The 17,512-nt window shown below is 57.8% G+C and carries 15 protein-coding genes; all 15 read left to right on the forward strand.

Going from position 1 to position 17,512, the window contains the following annotated elements; all coding sequences use genetic code 11:
- Nucleotides 1-26 precede the first annotated feature (26 nt).
- The 15 genes from tssB (at nucleotide 27) to AC6I8P_RS03390 (ending at nucleotide 17,499) form a co-directional block, all read left to right on the forward strand.
- Nucleotides 27-554, forward strand: coding sequence for a type VI secretion system contractile sheath small subunit (gene tssB, locus AC6I8P_RS03320; protein ID WP_150361261.1), 528 nt, complete (start codon nucleotides 27-29; stop codon nucleotides 552-554).
- 2 nt (nucleotides 555-556) lie between these two features.
- Nucleotides 557-2,053, forward strand: a complete 1,497-nt coding sequence (gene tssC / locus AC6I8P_RS03325) for a type VI secretion system contractile sheath large subunit (protein ID WP_021506787.1) — start codon at nucleotides 557-559, stop codon at nucleotides 2,051-2,053.
- Between the two features lie 314 nt (nucleotides 2,054-2,367).
- On the forward strand, nucleotides 2,368-2,850 hold the full coding sequence (locus AC6I8P_RS03330; RefSeq protein WP_021313206.1) for an Hcp family type VI secretion system effector: 483 nt from the start codon (nucleotides 2,368-2,370) through the stop codon (nucleotides 2,848-2,850).
- A gap of 149 nt (nucleotides 2,851-2,999) precedes the next feature.
- Nucleotides 3,000-3,992, forward strand: a complete 993-nt coding sequence (locus AC6I8P_RS03335) for a hypothetical protein (RefSeq protein WP_481657357.1) — start codon at nucleotides 3,000-3,002, stop codon at nucleotides 3,990-3,992.
- Nucleotides 3,989-4,396 carry a hypothetical protein gene (locus AC6I8P_RS03340; RefSeq protein ID WP_481657358.1) on the forward strand — a complete coding sequence of 136 codons (408 nt, stop codon included), beginning with the start codon at nucleotides 3,989-3,991 and terminating at the stop codon, nucleotides 4,394-4,396. Before AC6I8P_RS03335 ends, AC6I8P_RS03340 begins: the two co-directional genes overlap by 4 nt.
- Before the next feature lie 99 nt (nucleotides 4,397-4,495).
- Complete coding sequence (locus tag AC6I8P_RS03345; protein ID WP_498028535.1) at nucleotides 4,496-4,909, forward strand: hypothetical protein; 414 nt, start codon at nucleotides 4,496-4,498, stop codon at nucleotides 4,907-4,909.
- Between the two features lie 516 nt (nucleotides 4,910-5,425).
- The gene (tagH, locus tag AC6I8P_RS03350) at nucleotides 5,426-7,246 is read left to right on the forward strand and encodes a type VI secretion system-associated FHA domain protein TagH (RefSeq protein ID WP_125311670.1); all 1,821 of its coding nucleotides are present in this window, start codon (nucleotides 5,426-5,428) and stop codon (nucleotides 7,244-7,246) included.
- Nucleotides 7,243-8,034: a PP2C family protein-serine/threonine phosphatase gene (locus AC6I8P_RS03355; protein ID WP_021506792.1), complete on the forward strand. Its 792-nt coding sequence runs from the start codon at nucleotides 7,243-7,245 to the stop codon at nucleotides 8,032-8,034. The genes tagH and AC6I8P_RS03355 overlap by 4 nt, the downstream gene beginning before the upstream one ends.
- 10 nt (nucleotides 8,035-8,044) lie before the next feature.
- Nucleotides 8,045-9,022, forward strand: a complete 978-nt coding sequence (locus AC6I8P_RS03360; RefSeq protein WP_058771450.1) for a hypothetical protein — start codon at nucleotides 8,045-8,047, stop codon at nucleotides 9,020-9,022.
- Nucleotides 9,023-9,038: 16 nt separating this feature from the next.
- Nucleotides 9,039-9,863 (forward strand): type VI secretion system accessory protein TagJ, encoded by an 825-nt coding sequence (locus tag AC6I8P_RS03365; RefSeq protein WP_498030969.1) that lies wholly within the window; start codon nucleotides 9,039-9,041, stop codon nucleotides 9,861-9,863.
- Complete coding sequence (gene tssE, locus AC6I8P_RS03370; RefSeq protein ID WP_021506795.1) at nucleotides 9,853-10,428, forward strand: type VI secretion system baseplate subunit TssE; 576 nt, start codon at nucleotides 9,853-9,855, stop codon at nucleotides 10,426-10,428. Before AC6I8P_RS03365 ends, tssE begins: the two co-directional genes overlap by 11 nt.
- Before the next feature lie 2 nt (nucleotides 10,429-10,430).
- The gene (gene tssF, locus AC6I8P_RS03375; RefSeq protein ID WP_498030970.1) at nucleotides 10,431-12,305 is read left to right on the forward strand and encodes a type VI secretion system baseplate subunit TssF; all 1,875 of its coding nucleotides are present in this window, start codon (nucleotides 10,431-10,433) and stop codon (nucleotides 12,303-12,305) included.
- Nucleotides 12,302-13,348 carry a type VI secretion system baseplate subunit TssG gene (tssG, locus tag AC6I8P_RS03380; protein ID WP_058775983.1) on the forward strand — a complete coding sequence of 349 codons (1,047 nt, stop codon included), beginning with the start codon at nucleotides 12,302-12,304 and terminating at the stop codon, nucleotides 13,346-13,348. Before tssF ends, tssG begins: the two co-directional genes overlap by 4 nt.
- Nucleotides 13,349-13,402: 54 nt before the next feature.
- Nucleotides 13,403-16,012: a type VI secretion system ATPase TssH gene (tssH, locus tag AC6I8P_RS03385; protein WP_282996619.1), complete on the forward strand. Its 2,610-nt coding sequence runs from the start codon at nucleotides 13,403-13,405 to the stop codon at nucleotides 16,010-16,012.
- Nucleotides 16,013-16,041: 29 nt separating this feature from the next.
- Nucleotides 16,042-17,499 carry a serine/threonine protein kinase gene (locus AC6I8P_RS03390; RefSeq protein ID WP_238561529.1) on the forward strand — a complete coding sequence of 486 codons (1,458 nt, stop codon included), beginning with the start codon at nucleotides 16,042-16,044 and terminating at the stop codon, nucleotides 17,497-17,499.
- The last annotated feature ends 13 nt before the right edge of the window (nucleotides 17,500-17,512 follow it).

A 17,512-nucleotide genomic window follows, 5' to 3' on the forward strand; every position in this document is an offset into this window, starting at 1 on the left:
CCCGCGCACCCTTAATGGAGAAAACCATGGCACCAACGAAATCCAGTGGGCAGAAGTTCATTGCCCGCAATCGCGCGCCTCGCGTTCAGATTGAATACGACGTGGAAATTTATGGCGCGGAACGCAAAATTCAGCTGCCGTTTGTGATGGGCGTCATGGCGGACCTGGTCGGTAAACCACTCGAGCCGCAGGCGAGCCTTGATGAGCGTAAATTCCTGGAAATTGATATCGATAACTTCGATGAGCGCATGAAAGCGCTGAAGCCGCGCGCGGCGTTTCAGGTGGATAACACGCTCAACGGCGAAGGCAAACTTAACGTCGAACTGACCTTTGAGAGCATGGACGATTTCTCACCGGATGCGATTGCCCGTAAAGTCGAACCGCTGAGCAACCTGCTGGAAGCGCGTACCCAGCTTTCGAATCTGCTGACCTACATGGACGGCAAAAACGGTGCGGAAGAGCTGATCGGTAAGATTCTGCAGGATCCAACGCTGTTGAAAGCGCTGACCCACCTGCCGAAGCAGGATGCAAACGCTGAAGGTAAGGAGGAGTAATCATGACCCAGTCTTCGCATCAGCAGCAACAGGGCGCCTCGCACTACAGCGAGAATGAACTCAGCGCCCTGCTGAACAAAGAATTTCGTCCAACCAGCGATCAGGCGCGTGCAGCCGTCGAAAGTGCCGTGAAGACGCTGGCGCAGCAGGCGCTGGAAAACACCGTCACCATCTCGAATGATACCTATCGCACCATCCAGGCGCTGATCGCTGAGATTGACGACAAGCTGTCACAGCAGATCAACCAGATTATTCATCATGAAGAGTTTCAGCAGCTGGAGAGCGCGTGGCGCGGTCTGAGCTACCTGGTGAATAACACCGAAACCGACGAGATGCTGAAAATCCGTTTCATGAGCATCTCCAAGCAGGAGCTGGGACGCAGCCTGAAGCGTTTTAAAGGCGCTGGCTGGGATCAGAGTCCGCTGTTTAAGAAGATTTATGAGCAGGAGTACGGTCAGTTCGGTGGTGAACCGTTTGGCTGCCTGGTGGGCGATTACTATTTCGATCACAGCCCGCAGGACGTGGAGCTGCTGGGCGAAATGGCGCGTATCAGCGCGGCGGCACACTGCCCGTTCATCACCGGTACCGCGCCGACCGTCATGCAGATGGAGTCATGGCAGGAGCTGGCGAACCCGCGCGATCTGACCAAAATCTTCCAGAACACCGAATATGCCGCCTGGCGCAGTCTGCGTGAATCGGAAGATGCCCGTTATCTCGGCCTGGTCATGCCGCGCTTCCTGGCGCGCCTGCCGTATGGCATTCGCACCAATCCGGTGGATAGCTTTGATTTTGAAGAGCAGACCGATGGCTCAAATCACAACGGCTACACCTGGAGCAACGCCGCCTACGCCATGGCAGCCAACATCAACCGCTCGTTCAAAGAGTACGGCTGGTGCACCGCGATCCGCGGCGTCGAGTCTGGCGGTGCGGTTGAAAACCTGCCGTGCCACACCTTCCCGAGTGATGACGGCGGCGTAGACATGAAATGCCCGACGGAGATTGCCATCAGCGATCGTCGTGAAGCCGAGCTGGCGAAAAACGGCTTCATGCCACTGGTGCACCGCAAAAACTCCGACTTTGCTGCCTTTATTGGTGCGCAGTCGCTGCAAAAGCCTGCGGAATACCATGATGCCGATGCGACCGCCAACGCACGTCTGGCTGCACGCCTGCCGTATCTGTTTGCCTGCTGCCGCTTCGCGCACTACCTCAAGTGCATCGTGCGCGACAAGATCGGTTCATTCCGCGAGCGTGATGAAATGGAGCGCTGGCTGAACGATTGGGTGATGAGCTACGTCGACGGCGACCCGGCGAACTCGTCACAGGAAACCAAATCGCGTAAGCCGCTGGCTGCCGCCGAGGTGAGCGTGGAAGAGCAGGAAGATAACCCGGGCTACTACGCCGCGAAATTCTTCCTGCGTCCGCACTACCAGCTGGAAGGCCTGACGGTGTCACTGCGTCTGGTATCGAAACTGCCTTCACTCAAATCGAATGAGAATTGATTAACTGCATCAGGCCGTCATATATGGCGGTCTTAATGCTCACAAAGCTTTGCAGTTAACGTGCAGACGCAAAACGCTTATTTGCGAGCCGGCTCCACGTTTCGATATTAATATCGAGGAACTAAAGGATTCACTATTTTTTATTGCTCCATCCAGTGGGACAATAAAAACACTCTCTGAATAAACCATGTAGCGATATTCAGAAAACGAGGCAGAGGTAAAATATGGACTGTTTTATTCAGCCCCATGCTTTCCTGTTTGCCATAACGATGCTTTATCAAAGCAGAACGTAAATCAAGCAAGAGAAGATAATTATGGCTATTGATATGTTTTTAAAAGTTGATGGTGTGACCGGCGAGTCTAAAGACTCCAACCACACCGGCTGGACTGATATTACCTCTTTCAACTGGGGTGCTAACCAGCCGGGTAATATGTCTGTTGGCGGCGGCGGTGGTGCAGGTAAAGTAAATTTTGCTGACCTGAGCGTAAATGCACTGATTGACAAATCCACCACTGCAATCCTGAAAAATTGCGCCAGCGGTAAGCATATCAGCAAAGTAGAGCTGTCCGTATGCAAAGCAGGCGGCACACAGATTGAATACGCACGTATCACACTGGAAGATGTGCTGGTGTCAAAAGTTGATTATACCGGTGCTGCTAATGGCGATACCCTGAGCGTGACTTACGCGTTCCAGGCTGCCAAAGTGAAGCAGCAATACTGGGAGCAGAGCTCTTCAGGTGGTAAAGGCGCTGAAAGCAGCGCTGGCTGGAACATCAAAGAAAATAAAGAAGCGTAATTGCTTTATTAAGCGGCCCTGTGGGGCCGCTATAAATATTTCAGAATACTTATCTGAAAATTTAATTGAGCGGGATACAACTTACAGAAGAGATGTTAATAAGATTATCTTTTAACTAAATAAATATTTAACTGCAAAAGGAGATTGTGATGACAGGTAAAACTTCCATCGAACCGGGATTTTGTGTAGTGCAACGCCCTGGAAGCCTCACCGAGCAAGCGATGTGGCTGTACGGTACGCGCAACATGCCGGCGGCAAATTACTTTTTGCAGTTAAATGCTGATGTCGCATGGGCTAAACCGGGACAAATCCTGATCGTTGCTGATCCGGAAGGAAACAATCATCCTGCGGCAATGAGTGCCCTGGCAACGGCAAAAGCGACAACCAACAATAGTCTGGCGCATCTATCCGTTGATGAGGCGAGTTTTTTTCATCAACATTATAAATCCATCGCAGCAATTACAAATTTCATGGATACAGCGTCTGGTTTAATTAGTGATGCAGGCGAAAAGTATTTCAATGAAATTAGCAAAAAGTTAACCGCTATAGAAGTCGCTTATCAAAATCAATATATAACTTCGGGTTCGCTTATCAGTGAGCAGTTTTATGCGGAAAGAAGTCGATTGTTTTCAGAGCTTGATAGTTTATTAAATAGATTTTCAAGATTGATTATTAATTTAAGACCCTACGATAAGCTTAAAAGTGCCCTCAACCTTTCGAGTTCTTCGATTGTACATGATTGGCAAACTGCGGGGGTTGGTGCTATTCGTGGTTACTCAACATATGTAGACGGTGCTGCAAAAGCCGCAAGGATTATCAAGACAGGCGGTTGGATAGCGGTAGGTTTCAGCGCTTTGAATACCACAAACACCGTGTATGATGCATGTACAGTTAACCGTAAAAACGAGTGTTTGCAAGTTGCAGTTACCGAATACTCTGCTTTTGTTGGTAGCACATTTGCCGGATTATACGGTGCTATGGGTGCAAGTATCGCTATGCGAGGTGCTTGTCTGGCGTTTGGTGTTGCTACAGGGCCGGTAGGTTTTTTAACGTGTAATGTGGTAAGCTCCGTTGCTGGCGGGTTAATTGCGTCTAAAGGCACTGAAAAAATAGTAAAAAAGGTTATGGAGAAAATCCTATGAATGGAGCTGATTTTTTTCTTTATTTAGCTTTCCTATTGATTTTCTTTGCGTTAATTATGCAGGTTTTTTCATACTACATCTTTAAAAAGAATGAACGTAAATACGTTGAGTTGATCAGTGAGTTTAGACGCCGTGATCTCGACCTGGATATAGTAACGAATATCTATTCTTTTTTGGGGCCTCTATTTAATGCCAATAAGATAGTCTATTTTATTGATCTTTATAATGGGAAAGCGATGAATTTAGCGAAAGGAAAGCCTGTAAGTAAGAATACATACAATTTCATCCAGTCTCAGCCTAAAGAAAATATATCATGGATGCTGAGGCTTCATAATTTAAATCTTATCAGTTTTTTTCTTTTGTTTTCAGGCGTGGGTATCGGTTTTATTATTGGCTTTATTTAATAAGCTAAAATTTTTTTCCGCGATTTTTTATAATATAATACCGAAAAAACTTCTGACGTTTGTATAGTGAGCAACGGAATAAATAATGAATTATGCTTTATGAGTCTTTCAGATGTTTTAATTTCTCTATCTGTATTTTCTTTCCTGTTATCGATCGCTCTCCAAATTGCTGGTTATGTGATTTTTAGAAAAAATATCAAAAAATTCGAAGTTATTTTGTCTGAATTTCGACAGAGAAATCTTCAGCTAGACATCACGACGAACATTTCCTCTTACTTTAGCGCATCCTTTCATCCGCTTAAAATAGCTTATTTTGCTTATCTTTATAAAGGTGTCATGCTCTATCATAAAAGAAATGAAAGGGTAAACAAGGAAACCTATGATTTCATTCAGTCCCTGCCTAAAGAAAAAATAAACTGGTTGCTGCGTCTGCATACTTTAAACCTGGTTACTGCCTTTTTTATGATTGGGGGAGGCGTGGGGTTTATAATCTGGAGGCACTATTATAGTTAATCACTTGCATCATCTTTGATGAGCATAGTTTCTGAAGTTGCGAAGACAATGATTATAGAAGCCACTGTAGATAAATTACTATCAATAACAGGTTTGCTGGTGTTATCTGTGGGTGCTGCGACTATTTAAATTCATAAGTATATAAACTGATTTCTTCAGGATACTGAATGAAGTTTTCAGAATTATCTATTTCTGCTTTCATTATTAATAATGAATAAATCAGTTGTCGCTACATCCCGGCTAATCGTCTTGAACCGGTGTACTGACAAAGCACCGCGCACATATTGTAGCGGCGCGATTCATCGCGCAATCCATAGTAACGCTACAAAATTGCAATGATTTCTAAGCCAACGAAAATTCTAAATGACAAATATGACACAGCGCATCGCGTTTTAAAGCACAGCCTCAATCACCTGATATCGCACACAGCATCGTATCACCCGCTTCCTATATTCCGCGTCTTTCCCTGAGAGCCGCGCAATATAGATGCCGAACCGCTAACCGCAGGAACCCGTTATGCGCTTTACGATAATAACGACTAAACCCGGCCACCAGCCGCCGCAAACCCGCTGTGACTTTATGCCGCCCGGCGGCACCATTGGCCGCGGGGTGGACAACAATCTGGTTCTGCCGGATGACGATCGCACCATTTCTCGCCTGCAGGCGATTGTGCATATCACCGCCGCTGGCGAATGCCGCCTCACGAACCGGGGCAACGTGACGCGCGTGCTGCTCAATGACATCCCGCTGGAGCGCGGGCGTCAGGTGGAATTACAGGATGGCGACGTGCTGGGTATCGATGATTACCAGCTGCTGGTCAACGATCTCAACGGCGCGCAGCAGCCGCAGGCCGCCACGCTGGCACCGCAGCCGGTGGTGCAGGCGCCGGTAATGGCTGATGCGCAACCGGCGGAAAAAGATGCCAGCACCGCCGCGATCCCCAGCGAGATCTGGGACAGCCTCGCCAAAGAGTTCTCGATCTCTGACGATCTGTCGAAGCGCAAAGCAGCGGCCGAGGTGCTGCCGGAGGCCAATCCGCTCACTGCGCCGGCCAGCCTCGATCGCAACCCGGAGGATCCGCTGGCTCAGCTGGTGAACGATGCGCCGCTGGATATTGGCCAGCAGCCGAAAAACACCAGCCTGTTCGATGAAGGCGATGCGCTGTTTGCGCAGGAAAGTATCTTCGACGATCGCACCCCCAGCACGCTGTCGGCGCAGCAGAATGCCGCCGCGCAGCCGCAGGTTGAGAGTGCCATCGAGCTCGATCCGCTCAGCCTGTTTGGCAGCCAGAGCAGCAGCGACGTGCGCAACCACGACGATCCGCTTGGCCTGATGATGGGCAATGCAGTTCCGCTGGCGCAGCCGGAGATCGCGCCGGCACAGACGGTTCAACCGCAGCCCGTCGCCCAGCCGGAAACGCACAGTGAACCCTCGCCGGAGACGGCACCGGTCGAGCTGGCGGATCTCAGCAGTTCGCCACTGTTTGATGACACCGAAACCCAGGCCACGCCGCCGCTGATCGAACCGCAGGCGGAGCAGCCAGAGACGGTCGCGCCGCAGATGGATTACGGCGGCATTACGCTGCCCACGCCGCAGGCGGTGCAACGTGTACCGTCGCCGACGCCGAAAGGGCGGCTGCGTATCGATCCGGTGGCTTCCAGCCATCAGAACGCGGCACCCGCCAGTCAGGCGACAGCCAGCCACAGCAGCGGCGACGCGCTGAAAGGCGAACTGCTGGATGCACTGCTGGAAGGCATGGGGCTGCGCGATCTGCAACCCACGCCGCAGTTCGACCGTGAGCAGATGCTGCAGTTTGGCCAGATGCTGAGCATGTTCTCGCAGGGCACCGTTGCGCTGCTGTCGTCACGCTCGATTCTCAAGCGTGGCGTTAAAGCGGATATGACGGTAATCCTCGATGACGCCAACAACCCGTTCAAACTGCTGCCGTCCGGCAAAACCGTGCTGATGCAGATGTTTGGCAGCCGCATGCCGGGCTTCATGCCGCCGCGTCAGGCGGTGCGTGATGCGCTGATCGATCTGCAGGCGCATCAGCTCGGCATGATCGCCGGGATCCGCGCCATTATCGCTTCGATGCTGCAATCCTTTAATCCGGATCAGCTGGAAGAGGAAGCACGCCAGGCGGGATCGCTGTCGCGCCTCGGCCTGCCGGGCAGCCGCAAAGCCGCGCTGTGGGAGCATTTTGTTGAGCGCTACGGCGAGACAGCGGGCGAGATTGAGGACGATTTCCATACCCTGTTCGGCGAAGCTTTCCTGCATGCCTACGACCTGGAAGTTAATCAGTACAAAGATTCACAAACCCACACGGATGACGCATGAATATCACCATTGCTTCCACGTCGAATCAGGGCGACCGCGCCAGCAATCAGGACCAAACCGGTGAGGTAATCGGCGAACGCTCAGCCTGCTTCGTGGTGTGCGACGGCGTAGCAGGATTTCCCGGCGGCGACGTGGCCGCCCGCATCGCGCGCAGCAGCCTGATGGAGGCGTTCGACGGTAACGCGCACCTGGATGCGCAGTCGATTCGCAACTACGTCAACCACGCGAATCACGCGATTCGCCAGCAGCAGAAAGCCAGCAGCGAGCACAGCCGCATGGGCACCACGCTGGTCAGCCTGTTTGTCGACCGCGACTACGAGCTGGCCTACTGGGCGCACGCGGGCGACAGCCGGCTGTATCTGTTTCGCCGCGGCTACCTCTATCACGTGACGACCGACCATAGCCTGGTGCAGCAGATGAAAGATGCCGGTCACCAGACCGAAGGTATCAACAGTAACCTGCTCTATTTTGCCCTCGGCATGGGCGATGAGCAGCGCGACGCCAGCTACAGCGATGTGGTGGAAATAGAAGACGGCGACGCCTTTTTACTGTGCACCGATGGCTTCTGGCACGGCGTGACGCTGGAGCAGATGCAGCAGTCGCTGCACATGGTCAATACGCCGGAAGAGTGGCTGACGCTGATGCAGCAAATCATCCGCAACGGTCAGCCGGATAACGGTCAGCAGGATAACTTCAGCGCGCTGGCCGTCTGGATTGGCTCACCGCAGGACACCACCTTACTGCACTCGCTGTCCGAAGCGGCGCAGTTTTTCCCTCTTCGAGATTGAGAACGCCAACATGAAACATGGATTACTGGGTCTGGCTGCGCTGCTGCTCAGCACGCACGCATTTGCTGAGAACTATCGCATCGTGCAGTCCCCGGCACAGAAACTGGATGTCTGGATTGATGACGTGAAAGATAACCAGCTGGCGAGCTGGTGTAAGCGCAATGTTGATCTGCGCATCGTCACCCACGGCGCGAAAAACGTCGCGGCGCTGGAGGATTTTCTGCCGCGCGTCGCCGGGCTGATGGCATCGCAGTGTAAAGCGCTGCAGCAGCTCAACTGGGCGCTCAATGATGATGACGGCAACCCGATCGCCAGCGGCAGCGCGGCCAAAGCGCAGCAGTGGCAAACGGTGGTAACGCCGCCGCCCGCGCCCGTGCAGCAGCCAGAGACCGCTGCGGTTGCCCCTGCCGCGCCGGTGCTCAACTCGCCGCAGGCCGATACCACGCCGTGGCTGCAGTTCAGCCTGCTCGACGGCTGTCACTTCCGCACCTGGTGGCAGCATCCGGCGCAGACCAGCGCGCTGTTCGTGCCGTCCAAACAGGGGCTGAGCTGCGGTCAGGATGGCTGGCTGAGCGGCCGCAGCAGCCTGACGCAGATGGGCAACGGTGCGGCGAAAAGCGTGGTGGTGACGTTCCTGCAGGGCTTCCCGATTGCCGGCCTGAATAACAAACAGCAGAGCGCCGAGCTCAGCATCACTACCGTCAACAGCGAACGCATGGTGCTGAGCAACGAGAAGTCGCCAGACAGCTGGCTGGTGCTGCCGTTCAGCAGCCAGTTCAACGGCTGGCAGGCACCGGATCAGGTGGTGGTGCAGATGCCCGCCAGCGATGCCGCCGATGAGAGCGCACTGCGCGCACGGCTGCAGGAAGTGCGCAAAGTGTGGTCGCCGTGGCTGAGCGCCAGCGCACCGCTGAAAGTCCAGCTGGTAGAGCAGCTGCATCCGGAGCTGAAAGATCCCGCTGCCGCGGTTTACCGCACCATCAACTAACGCAAAAGGAGCTTGCATGGATTCGTTACAATCGCGCCTGGCCAGTGCCTCACTGGCCGATAACCTCGCCGATATCACCCGCCAGATTCAGGCCAGCCCGGCCAATGCCGACCTGCGCGCGGCGTTTGTGCAGCTGCTGTGCCTGGCGGGCAACTGGACGCGCGCGCAAACCCAACTGCAATCATGGCTGGCGCTGACGCCCCAGGCGCAGCCGACCGTCACCTTACTGCAGCAGGCCATTGCCGGTGAGCAGCAGCGTGAAGCGGTACTGCGCGGCGCGGTGCAGCCGCAGCTGCCGGGCAGCGCGTGGGCATGGTGTGAAACCCTGCTGGCTGCGCTGACCGCCGACATCCGCGGTGACTTCGCGCTGGGTGCGGAGCAACGAGCTGCCGCGCTGGCGCAGGCCGAAGCCAATCCGGGTCAGCTGCACCAGCAGGAACAGACGACAGACTTCGCGTGGCTGATGGACGGCGACAGCCGCTTCGGGCCGGTGTGCGAAGCCATCGCCAACGGCCGCTATTACTGGATTCCATTCGCCGCGATCCGCGAGATGGAATTTCAGGCACCCGCCAGCGTGACCGATTTGGTCTGGCGCCACACGCGGGTGCAGCTGGTGGATGGCAGCGAGCAGATTTGCCAGATCCCGGTGCGCTATCCGTTGCTGCCGGGGGCGGATGAGCGTTATCTGCGCGCCAGCGTCACGGAATGGCAGCCGCTGGGCCACGATGACAGCCAGTTTACTGGCCATGGCCAGAAGCTGTGGCTGAGCGATAGCGGCGAGTATCCGCTGCTGACGCTGCAGCAGCTGACGTTCCAGCCAGGCGGCAGCGATGAGCCGTGATAACAGCTCGCACAACGACGGCTATGCCCAGCTGCATGGCGGTTTCCGCGCGCGTAAAAATCGCGACGCGCTAACCGCGCGCGACAAGCTGCAATCCTCGTTACTCGATCGTCTGACTGACAACGCGCCGGACAAGCAGAGCGAAGCCAGCAACACCACGCTGATTTCCCACAGCACGCTGCGCCGCCACGTGCTGCGCGATCTGCAGTGGCTGTTTAACACCATCAACAACGAAGCCCAGCAGGATCTCAGCGCCTTTGGTGAAGTGCAGCGCTCGGTGTGGAATTTTGGCGTGGCGCCGCTGGCCGGACAGAACATCTCTGACATCGAATGGCAGGATATGCAGCGCAAAATGACCGATGCCATTCTGCATTTCGAGCCGCGCATTCTGCCGCAGGGGCTGCAGGTACGCTGCGTCAGCGATCTGAAGTCGCTCAGCCTGCACAACGTGTTATCGATTGAAATAAAAGGCCGCCTGTGGTGCGTGCCTTATCCGCTGGAGTTTCTGTTCCGCACCCAGGTTGATCTGGAAAGCGGTCATTTTGAACTACTGGATGCAGGTTAATCATGGACAGCAAACTGCTCGACTACTACAACCGCGAACTGGCCTATCTGCGTGAGCTGGGCGCGGAGTTCGCTGCGCGCTATCCGAAAGTCGCCGGGCGGCTGGGGATGCGCGGCATCGAAGTCGCCGATCCTTACGTTGAGCGGCTGATGGAGGGCTTTGCTTTCCTCACGTCGCGCGTGCAGCTCAAAATGGACGCCGAGTTCCCGCGCTTTTCGCAGCGGCTGCTGGAGATGATTGCGCCGTCTTATCTGTCACCTACGCCGTCGATGGCGATTGCACAGCTCACGCCGGACAGCCGCAAAGGCGACATTAGCAATGGCTTCCACGTGCCGCGCGGCACCATGATGGAGAGCCAGCACCTGAAAAAAAGCGGCGTAACCTGCAGCTACACCACGGCGCACGATGTCACGCTGCATCCGCTGCGCATCAGCGACGTTTCACTCGGCGGCGTGCCGGGCGATCTGCCGCTGGGCGAACTGAAGCTCAGCGGTCGCGGTGCCGCCAGCGCGCTGCGCGTGCGTATCGCCTGCGAAGGCATCTCGTCGCTCAGCCAGCTGAATGTCGCCGATTTAACGCTGTATCTCAGCGGCCCGGACATTCAGGCGCAGAAACTGCTGGAGCTGCTGATACAGCACCGCGTCGGCATCGTGCTGCAATCGGTCGAACACAAGCCGCTGCGCCAGGTGCTGCCGGATGACTCGCTACAGCAGGAAGGCTTTGCGCCGGAGCAGGCGCTGCTGCCGGACGATCTGCGTAACTTCGACGGCTACCGGCTGCTGCAGGAGTATTTTGCCTTTCCGGCGCGCTTCCAGTTCATCAGCCTGAGCCAGCTGGCACCGTTTCTGCGCCGCTGCGATAACGCGCAGGAATTCGACATTATCATCCTGCTGGATAAGGCCGACAGCGCGCTGGAAAGCGTGGTGGACAGCAGCCATCTGGCGCTGCACTGCACGCCGGTGATCAACCTGTTTCCCAAAACGGCTGAGCGTCTGAAGGTTAGCGACAGCCAGCACGAATATCATCTGGTGGTGGATAACATCCGGCCGCTGGACTACGAAGTGCACTCGGTGCAGCGGTTGTTCGCCACCATTGAGGGCAAGCGCGAAGAGCAGATATTCCGTCCGTTCTGGAGCACCTTCAGCGGCGACGACGGCGATTACGGTGCCTATTTCTCGCTGCGCCGCGAGCAGCGCACGCTGTCTGAGCAGGCGCAGCGTTACGGCACGCGCACCGGCTATATCGGCTCGGAAGTGTTTTTGTCGCTGGTGGATGAGCATCACACGCCGTGGCGCGACGACATGCGCTACCTGTCGGCAGACGTGCTCTGCACCAGCCGCGACCTGCCGCTGATGCTGTTGCAGCAGGAGCAGGGCAATTTCGTCATGCCGGATTCGATCCCGGTCGGTCAGCTGAAATTGTGTAAAGGCCCGACGCCGCCGCGTCCGGCGCTGGCCGAAGGGCTCTCCGCGTGGCGTCTGATCAGCCACCTGCAGATGAACTACCTGAGCCTGATGGACAGCAGCGACGGTCAGGGCGCCGCCGCGCTGCGCCAGCTGCTGAGCCTGTACGCTAATCTCGCCGAAGCGGCGGTGGCGCGCCAGATTGACGGTATTCGCCACTGCCAGCTTAGCGCGGTCAATCGCCGGGTGCCGGAACCGGGCCCGGTGGTGTTTGCGCGCGGCGTCAGCATCACGCTGGAGGTCGACGAACAGGCGTTTTCCGGTGCCAGCCCGTGGCTGCTCGGCAGCGTGCTGGAACGCGTGTGCAGCCGGCTGGTGGCGCTGAATAGCTTTACCGAATTCACCCTCAACAGCCAGCAGCGCGGCGAGGTGGGCTACTGGCCGCCGCGCATGGGCAGGAAGGCGCTGCTATGAGCGAGGCGCAGATCATTCCGCTGCAGCGCGCCCAGCGGCTGCCGGACGATTTCTGGCAGGCAGTGATGGCGGCACCGTGGCGCTACGATCTGTTTCAGCTGCTGCGCCGGCTGGATGCGCAGGGCGGCCAGCGCTATCCGCTGGGACGCGCGCCGCTGCCGAAGTTCGAAGCGCTGCGCATTGGTCAGCAACCGTCGCTGGCGTTTGCCCCGGCAACGCTGGCCAGCGTGCAGCCGCGCGCAGAGGACGCGCGCCATGACGTGGCGATTTACAGCTTTGGCCTGTTTGGCCCCAACGGTCCGCTGCCGACCCATCTGACGGAATATGTGCACGAGCGCATCGTGCACCATCAGGATCACAGCCTGGCGGCGTTTGCCGACATCTTTCACCATCGCGCCACGCTGCTGTTTTATCGCGCCTGGGCCGATGCGCAGCCGGCCGTCTCGCTGGATCGCGCCGATAACAGTCGCTTTGTCGATTACCTTGCCTGTCTGGCCGGCATCGGTTTACCGGCGCAGCAGCAGGCCAGTTCGCTTAGCCTGCATGCGCGGCTGATGCTGGTCGGCCACCTCAGCCGCCACGGTCACGATGCCGAAGGGCTGGTACGCATTCTGCGTCACTACTTTGGCGTACCGGTGCAGCTGGCACAGAACGTGCCGCAGTGGCTGACGCTGGACGCGCGCGATCAGGCGCGGCTGGGAGCCGGACGCCAGATGCCGCGGCTGGGCGAATCGGCGTTCCTGGGTGTGGCGGTGCGCGATGTGCAGCACCGTTTTCGCCTGCGGCTCGGTCCGCTGAGCGCGCAGCAGTATGCCCACTTTCTGCCGGATGCGCCGGGCGCGCGCGAAGTGCGCGACTGGGTGCGTCACTATCTCGGCATCGAGATGCAGTGGGACCTCAGCCTGATCCTGGCGGCGGAAGAGGTGCAAAGCGTCACGCTGGGAGGCAATGCCCGGCTGGGCTACACCAGCTGGCTGGGACACGCGCCACAGCCGCAGGATCGCGAAGATTTCATGTTTGAGGTTGAGGCAGCCGCAAGCTAGCCCAATCGCTTTTCCCTGTTACACAGCCTGCTTCTTTCATTAAAGAGACCCGATATGTCAGAAATCAGCCGTGCCGTGTTATTCGGCAAACTGGATACGCTGTTATTTACCTCGCTGGAAAGCGCCACCGCCTTTTGTAAACTGCGCGGCAATCCTTATGTTGAGCTGGTGCACTGGCTGCACCAGCTGATGCAGCAGCAGGATGGCGACTTACAGCGGGTGATCAGCCATTTTTCACTGGATGAAAACGCGCTGACGCGGGATATCGTCGCGGCGCTCGACCGCCTGCCGCGCGGTGCGAGCGCGGTTTCCGATCTCGCCGAACACATCGACAGTGCCGTCGAGCGCGCCTGGGTCTACGCCTCGCTGAAGTACGGTGCGACGCGCATTCGCGGCGGCCATCTGCTGATTGGCATGCTCAAAACCTTCAACCTCGCCAGCGTGCTGAAAGGCATCTCCGGCCAGTTTGGCCGTATCAATGCCGATGCGCTGCTGGAGCAGTTCGACACGCTGCTCGCCAGCAGTAAAGAAGCACAGCAGGCGCTGGTGGCACAGCCGGGCGCGGAGAGTGCCGCACCCGCAGCCAGCACCAGCACGCTGGCGCAGTACGCGCAGGATCTCACCGCGCGTGCACGCGAAGGACGCATCGATCCGGTCACCGGCCGTGATGAAGAGATCCGCCAGATGGTGGATATTCTGATGCGTCGCCGGCAGAACAACCCGCTGCTGACCGGCGAAGCGGGCGTTGGCAAAACCGCGGTGGTCGAAGGCCTGGCGCTGCGTATTGCCGCAGGCGACGTACCGGCTCCGCTGCGGGATGTGCAGCTGTGGCTGCTGGATATCGGCATGCTGCAGGCCGGTGCCGGCATGAAAGGCGAGTTTGAAGCGCGCCTGCAGGCGCTGATTAATGAAGTGCAGTCCAGCCCGACGCCGATTGTACTGTTCGTCGACGAGATTCACACGCTGGTCGGTGCCGGCGGCCAGCAGGGCACCGGCGATGCCGCCAACCTGCTGAAACCGGCGCTGGCGCGCGGCCAGCTGCGCACCATCGGTGCCACCACATGGGCCGAATACAAAAAGTACATTGAGAAAGATCCGGCGCTGACGCGTCGTTTCCAGACCGTGCAGGTGCAGGAGCCGGATGAAGCCAAAGCGATTCTGATGCTGCGCAGCACCGTCAGCGCGCTGGAGAAGCATCATCAGGTACTGCTGCTGGATGAGGCGGTCAGCGCGGCGGTGAAGCTGTCGCACCGTTACATTCCGGCGCGCCAGCTGCCGGACAAAGCGGTGGCGCTGCTGGACACCGCCTGCGCACGCGTGGCGGTGAGCCAGGGCGCACAGCCTGCGGCACTGGAAGATTGCCTGCATCGTCTGGCCGCGCTGGAGATTGAAGCGGAGATCATTGCGCGCGAAAGCAAAGTCGGGCTGGGCGATGCGGCGCGTTCGCAGGCGGTTGCCGCCCAGCGCGCAACGCTGGAAACCGAGCGCGATGCGCTGCAGCAGCGCTGGCAGCAGGAGCGTGAACTGGTCGATCAGCTGATTGCGCTGCGGGCGCGCTGCGTGACGGAGGGCGAAGCCGCGCTGCGCGATGAGCTGGACGCGACGCAACAGCAGCTGCAACAGCTGCAGGGCGAAGCGCCGCTGCTGTTTGCCGCCGTGGATGCCAGCGTGGTGGCCGCCGTGGTCGCAGACTGGACCGGGATTCCGCTGGGGCGCATGGTGAAAAACGAAATCGACGCGGTGCTCAATCTCGCCGATACGCTCAACCAGCGCGTGATTGGCCAGCGTCACGGTCTCGATCTGATCGCCAAACGCGTGCGCACCTCACGCGCGCGCCTCGACAATCCGAACAAACCGGTCGGCGTCTTTATGCTGTGCGGTCCCTCCGGCGTCGGCAAAACCGAAACCGCGCTGGCGCTGGCCGAGTCGCTGTACGGCGGCGAGCAGAACATCATCACCATCAACATGAGCGAGTTTCAGGAAGCCCACACCGTTTCCACCCTGAAAGGCGCACCGCCGGGCTACGTGGGCTATGGCGAAGGCGGCGTGCTGACCGAAGCGGTGCGGCGTCGTCCCTACAGCGTGGTGCTGCTGGATGAGATTGAGAAGGCGCATCCGGATGTGCACGAGCTGTTCTTCCAGGTGTTCGATAAAGGCTGGATGGAGGATGGCGAAGGGCGCCACATCGACTTCCGTAACACCATCATTATCCTGACCTCCAACGTCGGTACGCAGCTGATCAGTGCGATGTGTGCCGATCCGGAGCTGATGCCGGATCCGGAAGCGCTGAGCACCGCACTGCGCAAACCGCTGCTGGAGGTCTTCCCGCCAGCGCTGCTGGGTCGCCTGCTGGTGGTGCCGTATTACCCGCTGAGCGACGCGATGCTGGCGGAAATCGTCCGGCTGCAGCTGGGCCGTATTGTTCAGCGCCTCGCCGACAACCACGGCATCAGCGCGCAGATTGACGATTCGGTCATCAGCCAGATCGTGCAGCGCTGCACGGAAGTGGAGTCCGGTGGCCGCATGGTCGACGCCATCCTTACCAATACCCTGTTGCCGCAGATGAGCCAGATGCTGCTCAGCGCCCACGCCCGCGATGAACGCTATCGTCGCGTGCAGGTACGCTGTGAGCAGGGCGAGTTTGTTTGCCAGTTCGATGTCTAAAGCCGTTAGTGATCAGAGAGTTTTCGAAAATGTCGGAACACGATAATCCCCTCAACGTACCCAACGCTCTGCCGGTGGGTTACCGTTTCAATGAGTTTGAAATTAAAGAAGTGATCGGTGGTGGCGGCTTTGGCATTGTTTATCGTGCCTGGGATCATCAGCTGGAGCGTGATATCGCCATCAAAGAGTTTATGCCGGCTTCGCTGGCGGTGCGCAGCGATGATCTGAATCTGGTGCTGCGCAGCGAACGCTTCAGCAAAACCTTTCATGCCGGGCTGAACAGCTTTATTCAGGAGGCGCGCCTGCTGGCCCGCTTCAACCATCCAAATCTGCTGCACGTGCTGCGTTTCTGGGTGCAGAACGACACCGCTTATATGGGCACGGTGTTTTACAGCGGCACCACCTTATCGAACCTGCGCGAGCGCAATCCGCAGCTGGTGGATGAAGCCTGGATTCGTCGCCTGCTGCCGCCGCTGCTGGGTGCGATCAAAACCATCCACGACGCCGGTTACCTGCACCGCGATATCTCGCTGGATAACATCCAGATTCAGAGCAGCGGCGAGCCGGTGCTGCTGGACTTTGGCTCCGCGCGTAAAACCATCGGCAACCTCTCGGATGAGAGCGAAACCATGCTGCGTCCGGGCTATGCGCCCATCGAGCAATACAGCGATAACGACGAAAGCGAACAGGGCGCGTGGACGGATATCTACGCGCTGGGCGCGGTGCTGCATACGCTGATCACCGGGGCGCCACCGCCGGTGAGCGTGGTGCGCAGCATCGAAGATAACTACCAGCCGCTGGCCGCGCGCCGCCTGCCGGGCTACTCCCAGGCATTGCTGACGGCGGTAGACAGCGCGCTGGCGCTCAAACCGGAAGATCGGCCGCAGGATATTGATGCTTTTGCCGGGCTGATGGCGCTGCCAGAGCGCGAACCGGAACCGCTGCTGAGCGCCAAAATCAGCGGACCGGGCACCATGCTGGTGCCGGTGGAAGAGGCGAACGAAGCCGAAACGCTTTCGCCGGTGAAATCGCTGCTGCGCCATCGCTTTGCGCTGCCGGGGCTGGTGGCCGCGGGCGTGCTGGTGGGATTGTGCGTGGGGCTGCTGATGTCCGGAGGCGATGAGCCTGCGGCGCCGGCAGAGACGGTGCAAAACAGCGCGCCAGCTGCTGATCCGGCAGTTTCACCTTCAGCGCCGTCAGCGCCAGCCGCAACGGCAGCGGTAACGCCGGAAAAACCGCGCGAAGCGGAGCCGCAACCTGCTCCGCCGCCGGAGCCGGTAGCGCAGGTTTACATCAAGCTGCAGCAGGGCGAACGCGTCCAGGTGAATGGCAAACCGCAGGCGCTGGTGCCTGCTGCCAATGGTTTTGCCGCGCTGCAGCTGGCGCCAGGCAATTATACCTTTGCCATCAGCGGCCAGGGCGGCACGCGCGAGCAAACGCTGACCATCAGCGAAGAAGGCGTCTGGTTGCTCGATCCACACAGTTAATCATCAGGGATTT

The sequence above is a fragment of the gamma proteobacterium symbiont of Lampromicra miyakona genome, assembly GCF_059730895.1.

Excerpts from the sequence above, each read along its gene's own strand:
- tssB (WP_150361261.1), top strand. The coding sequence starts at position 27 with ATGGCACCAACGAAATCCAGTGGGCAGAAGTTCATTGCCCGCAATCGC.
- tssC (WP_021506787.1), top strand. The coding sequence starts at position 557 with ATGACCCAGTCTTCGCATCAGCAGCAACAGGGCGCCTCGCACTACAGC.
- AC6I8P_RS03330 (WP_021313206.1), top strand. The coding sequence starts at position 2,368 with ATGGCTATTGATATGTTTTTAAAAGTTGATGGTGTGACCGGCGAGTCT.
- AC6I8P_RS03335 (WP_481657357.1), top strand. The coding sequence starts at position 3,000 with ATGACAGGTAAAACTTCCATCGAACCGGGATTTTGTGTAGTGCAACGC.
- AC6I8P_RS03340 (WP_481657358.1), top strand. The coding sequence starts at position 3,989 with ATGAATGGAGCTGATTTTTTTCTTTATTTAGCTTTCCTATTGATTTTC.
- AC6I8P_RS03345 (WP_498028535.1), top strand. The coding sequence starts at position 4,496 with ATGAGTCTTTCAGATGTTTTAATTTCTCTATCTGTATTTTCTTTCCTG.
- tagH (WP_125311670.1), top strand. The coding sequence starts at position 5,426 with ATGCGCTTTACGATAATAACGACTAAACCCGGCCACCAGCCGCCGCAA.
- AC6I8P_RS03355 (WP_021506792.1), top strand. The coding sequence starts at position 7,243 with ATGAATATCACCATTGCTTCCACGTCGAATCAGGGCGACCGCGCCAGC.
- AC6I8P_RS03360 (WP_058771450.1), top strand. The coding sequence starts at position 8,045 with ATGAAACATGGATTACTGGGTCTGGCTGCGCTGCTGCTCAGCACGCAC.
- AC6I8P_RS03365 (WP_498030969.1), top strand. The coding sequence starts at position 9,039 with ATGGATTCGTTACAATCGCGCCTGGCCAGTGCCTCACTGGCCGATAAC.
- tssE (WP_021506795.1), top strand. The coding sequence starts at position 9,853 with ATGAGCCGTGATAACAGCTCGCACAACGACGGCTATGCCCAGCTGCAT.
- tssF (WP_498030970.1), top strand. The coding sequence starts at position 10,431 with ATGGACAGCAAACTGCTCGACTACTACAACCGCGAACTGGCCTATCTG.
- tssG (WP_058775983.1), top strand. The coding sequence starts at position 12,302 with ATGAGCGAGGCGCAGATCATTCCGCTGCAGCGCGCCCAGCGGCTGCCG.
- tssH (WP_282996619.1), top strand. The coding sequence starts at position 13,403 with ATGTCAGAAATCAGCCGTGCCGTGTTATTCGGCAAACTGGATACGCTG.
- AC6I8P_RS03390 (WP_238561529.1), top strand. The coding sequence starts at position 16,042 with ATGTCGGAACACGATAATCCCCTCAACGTACCCAACGCTCTGCCGGTG.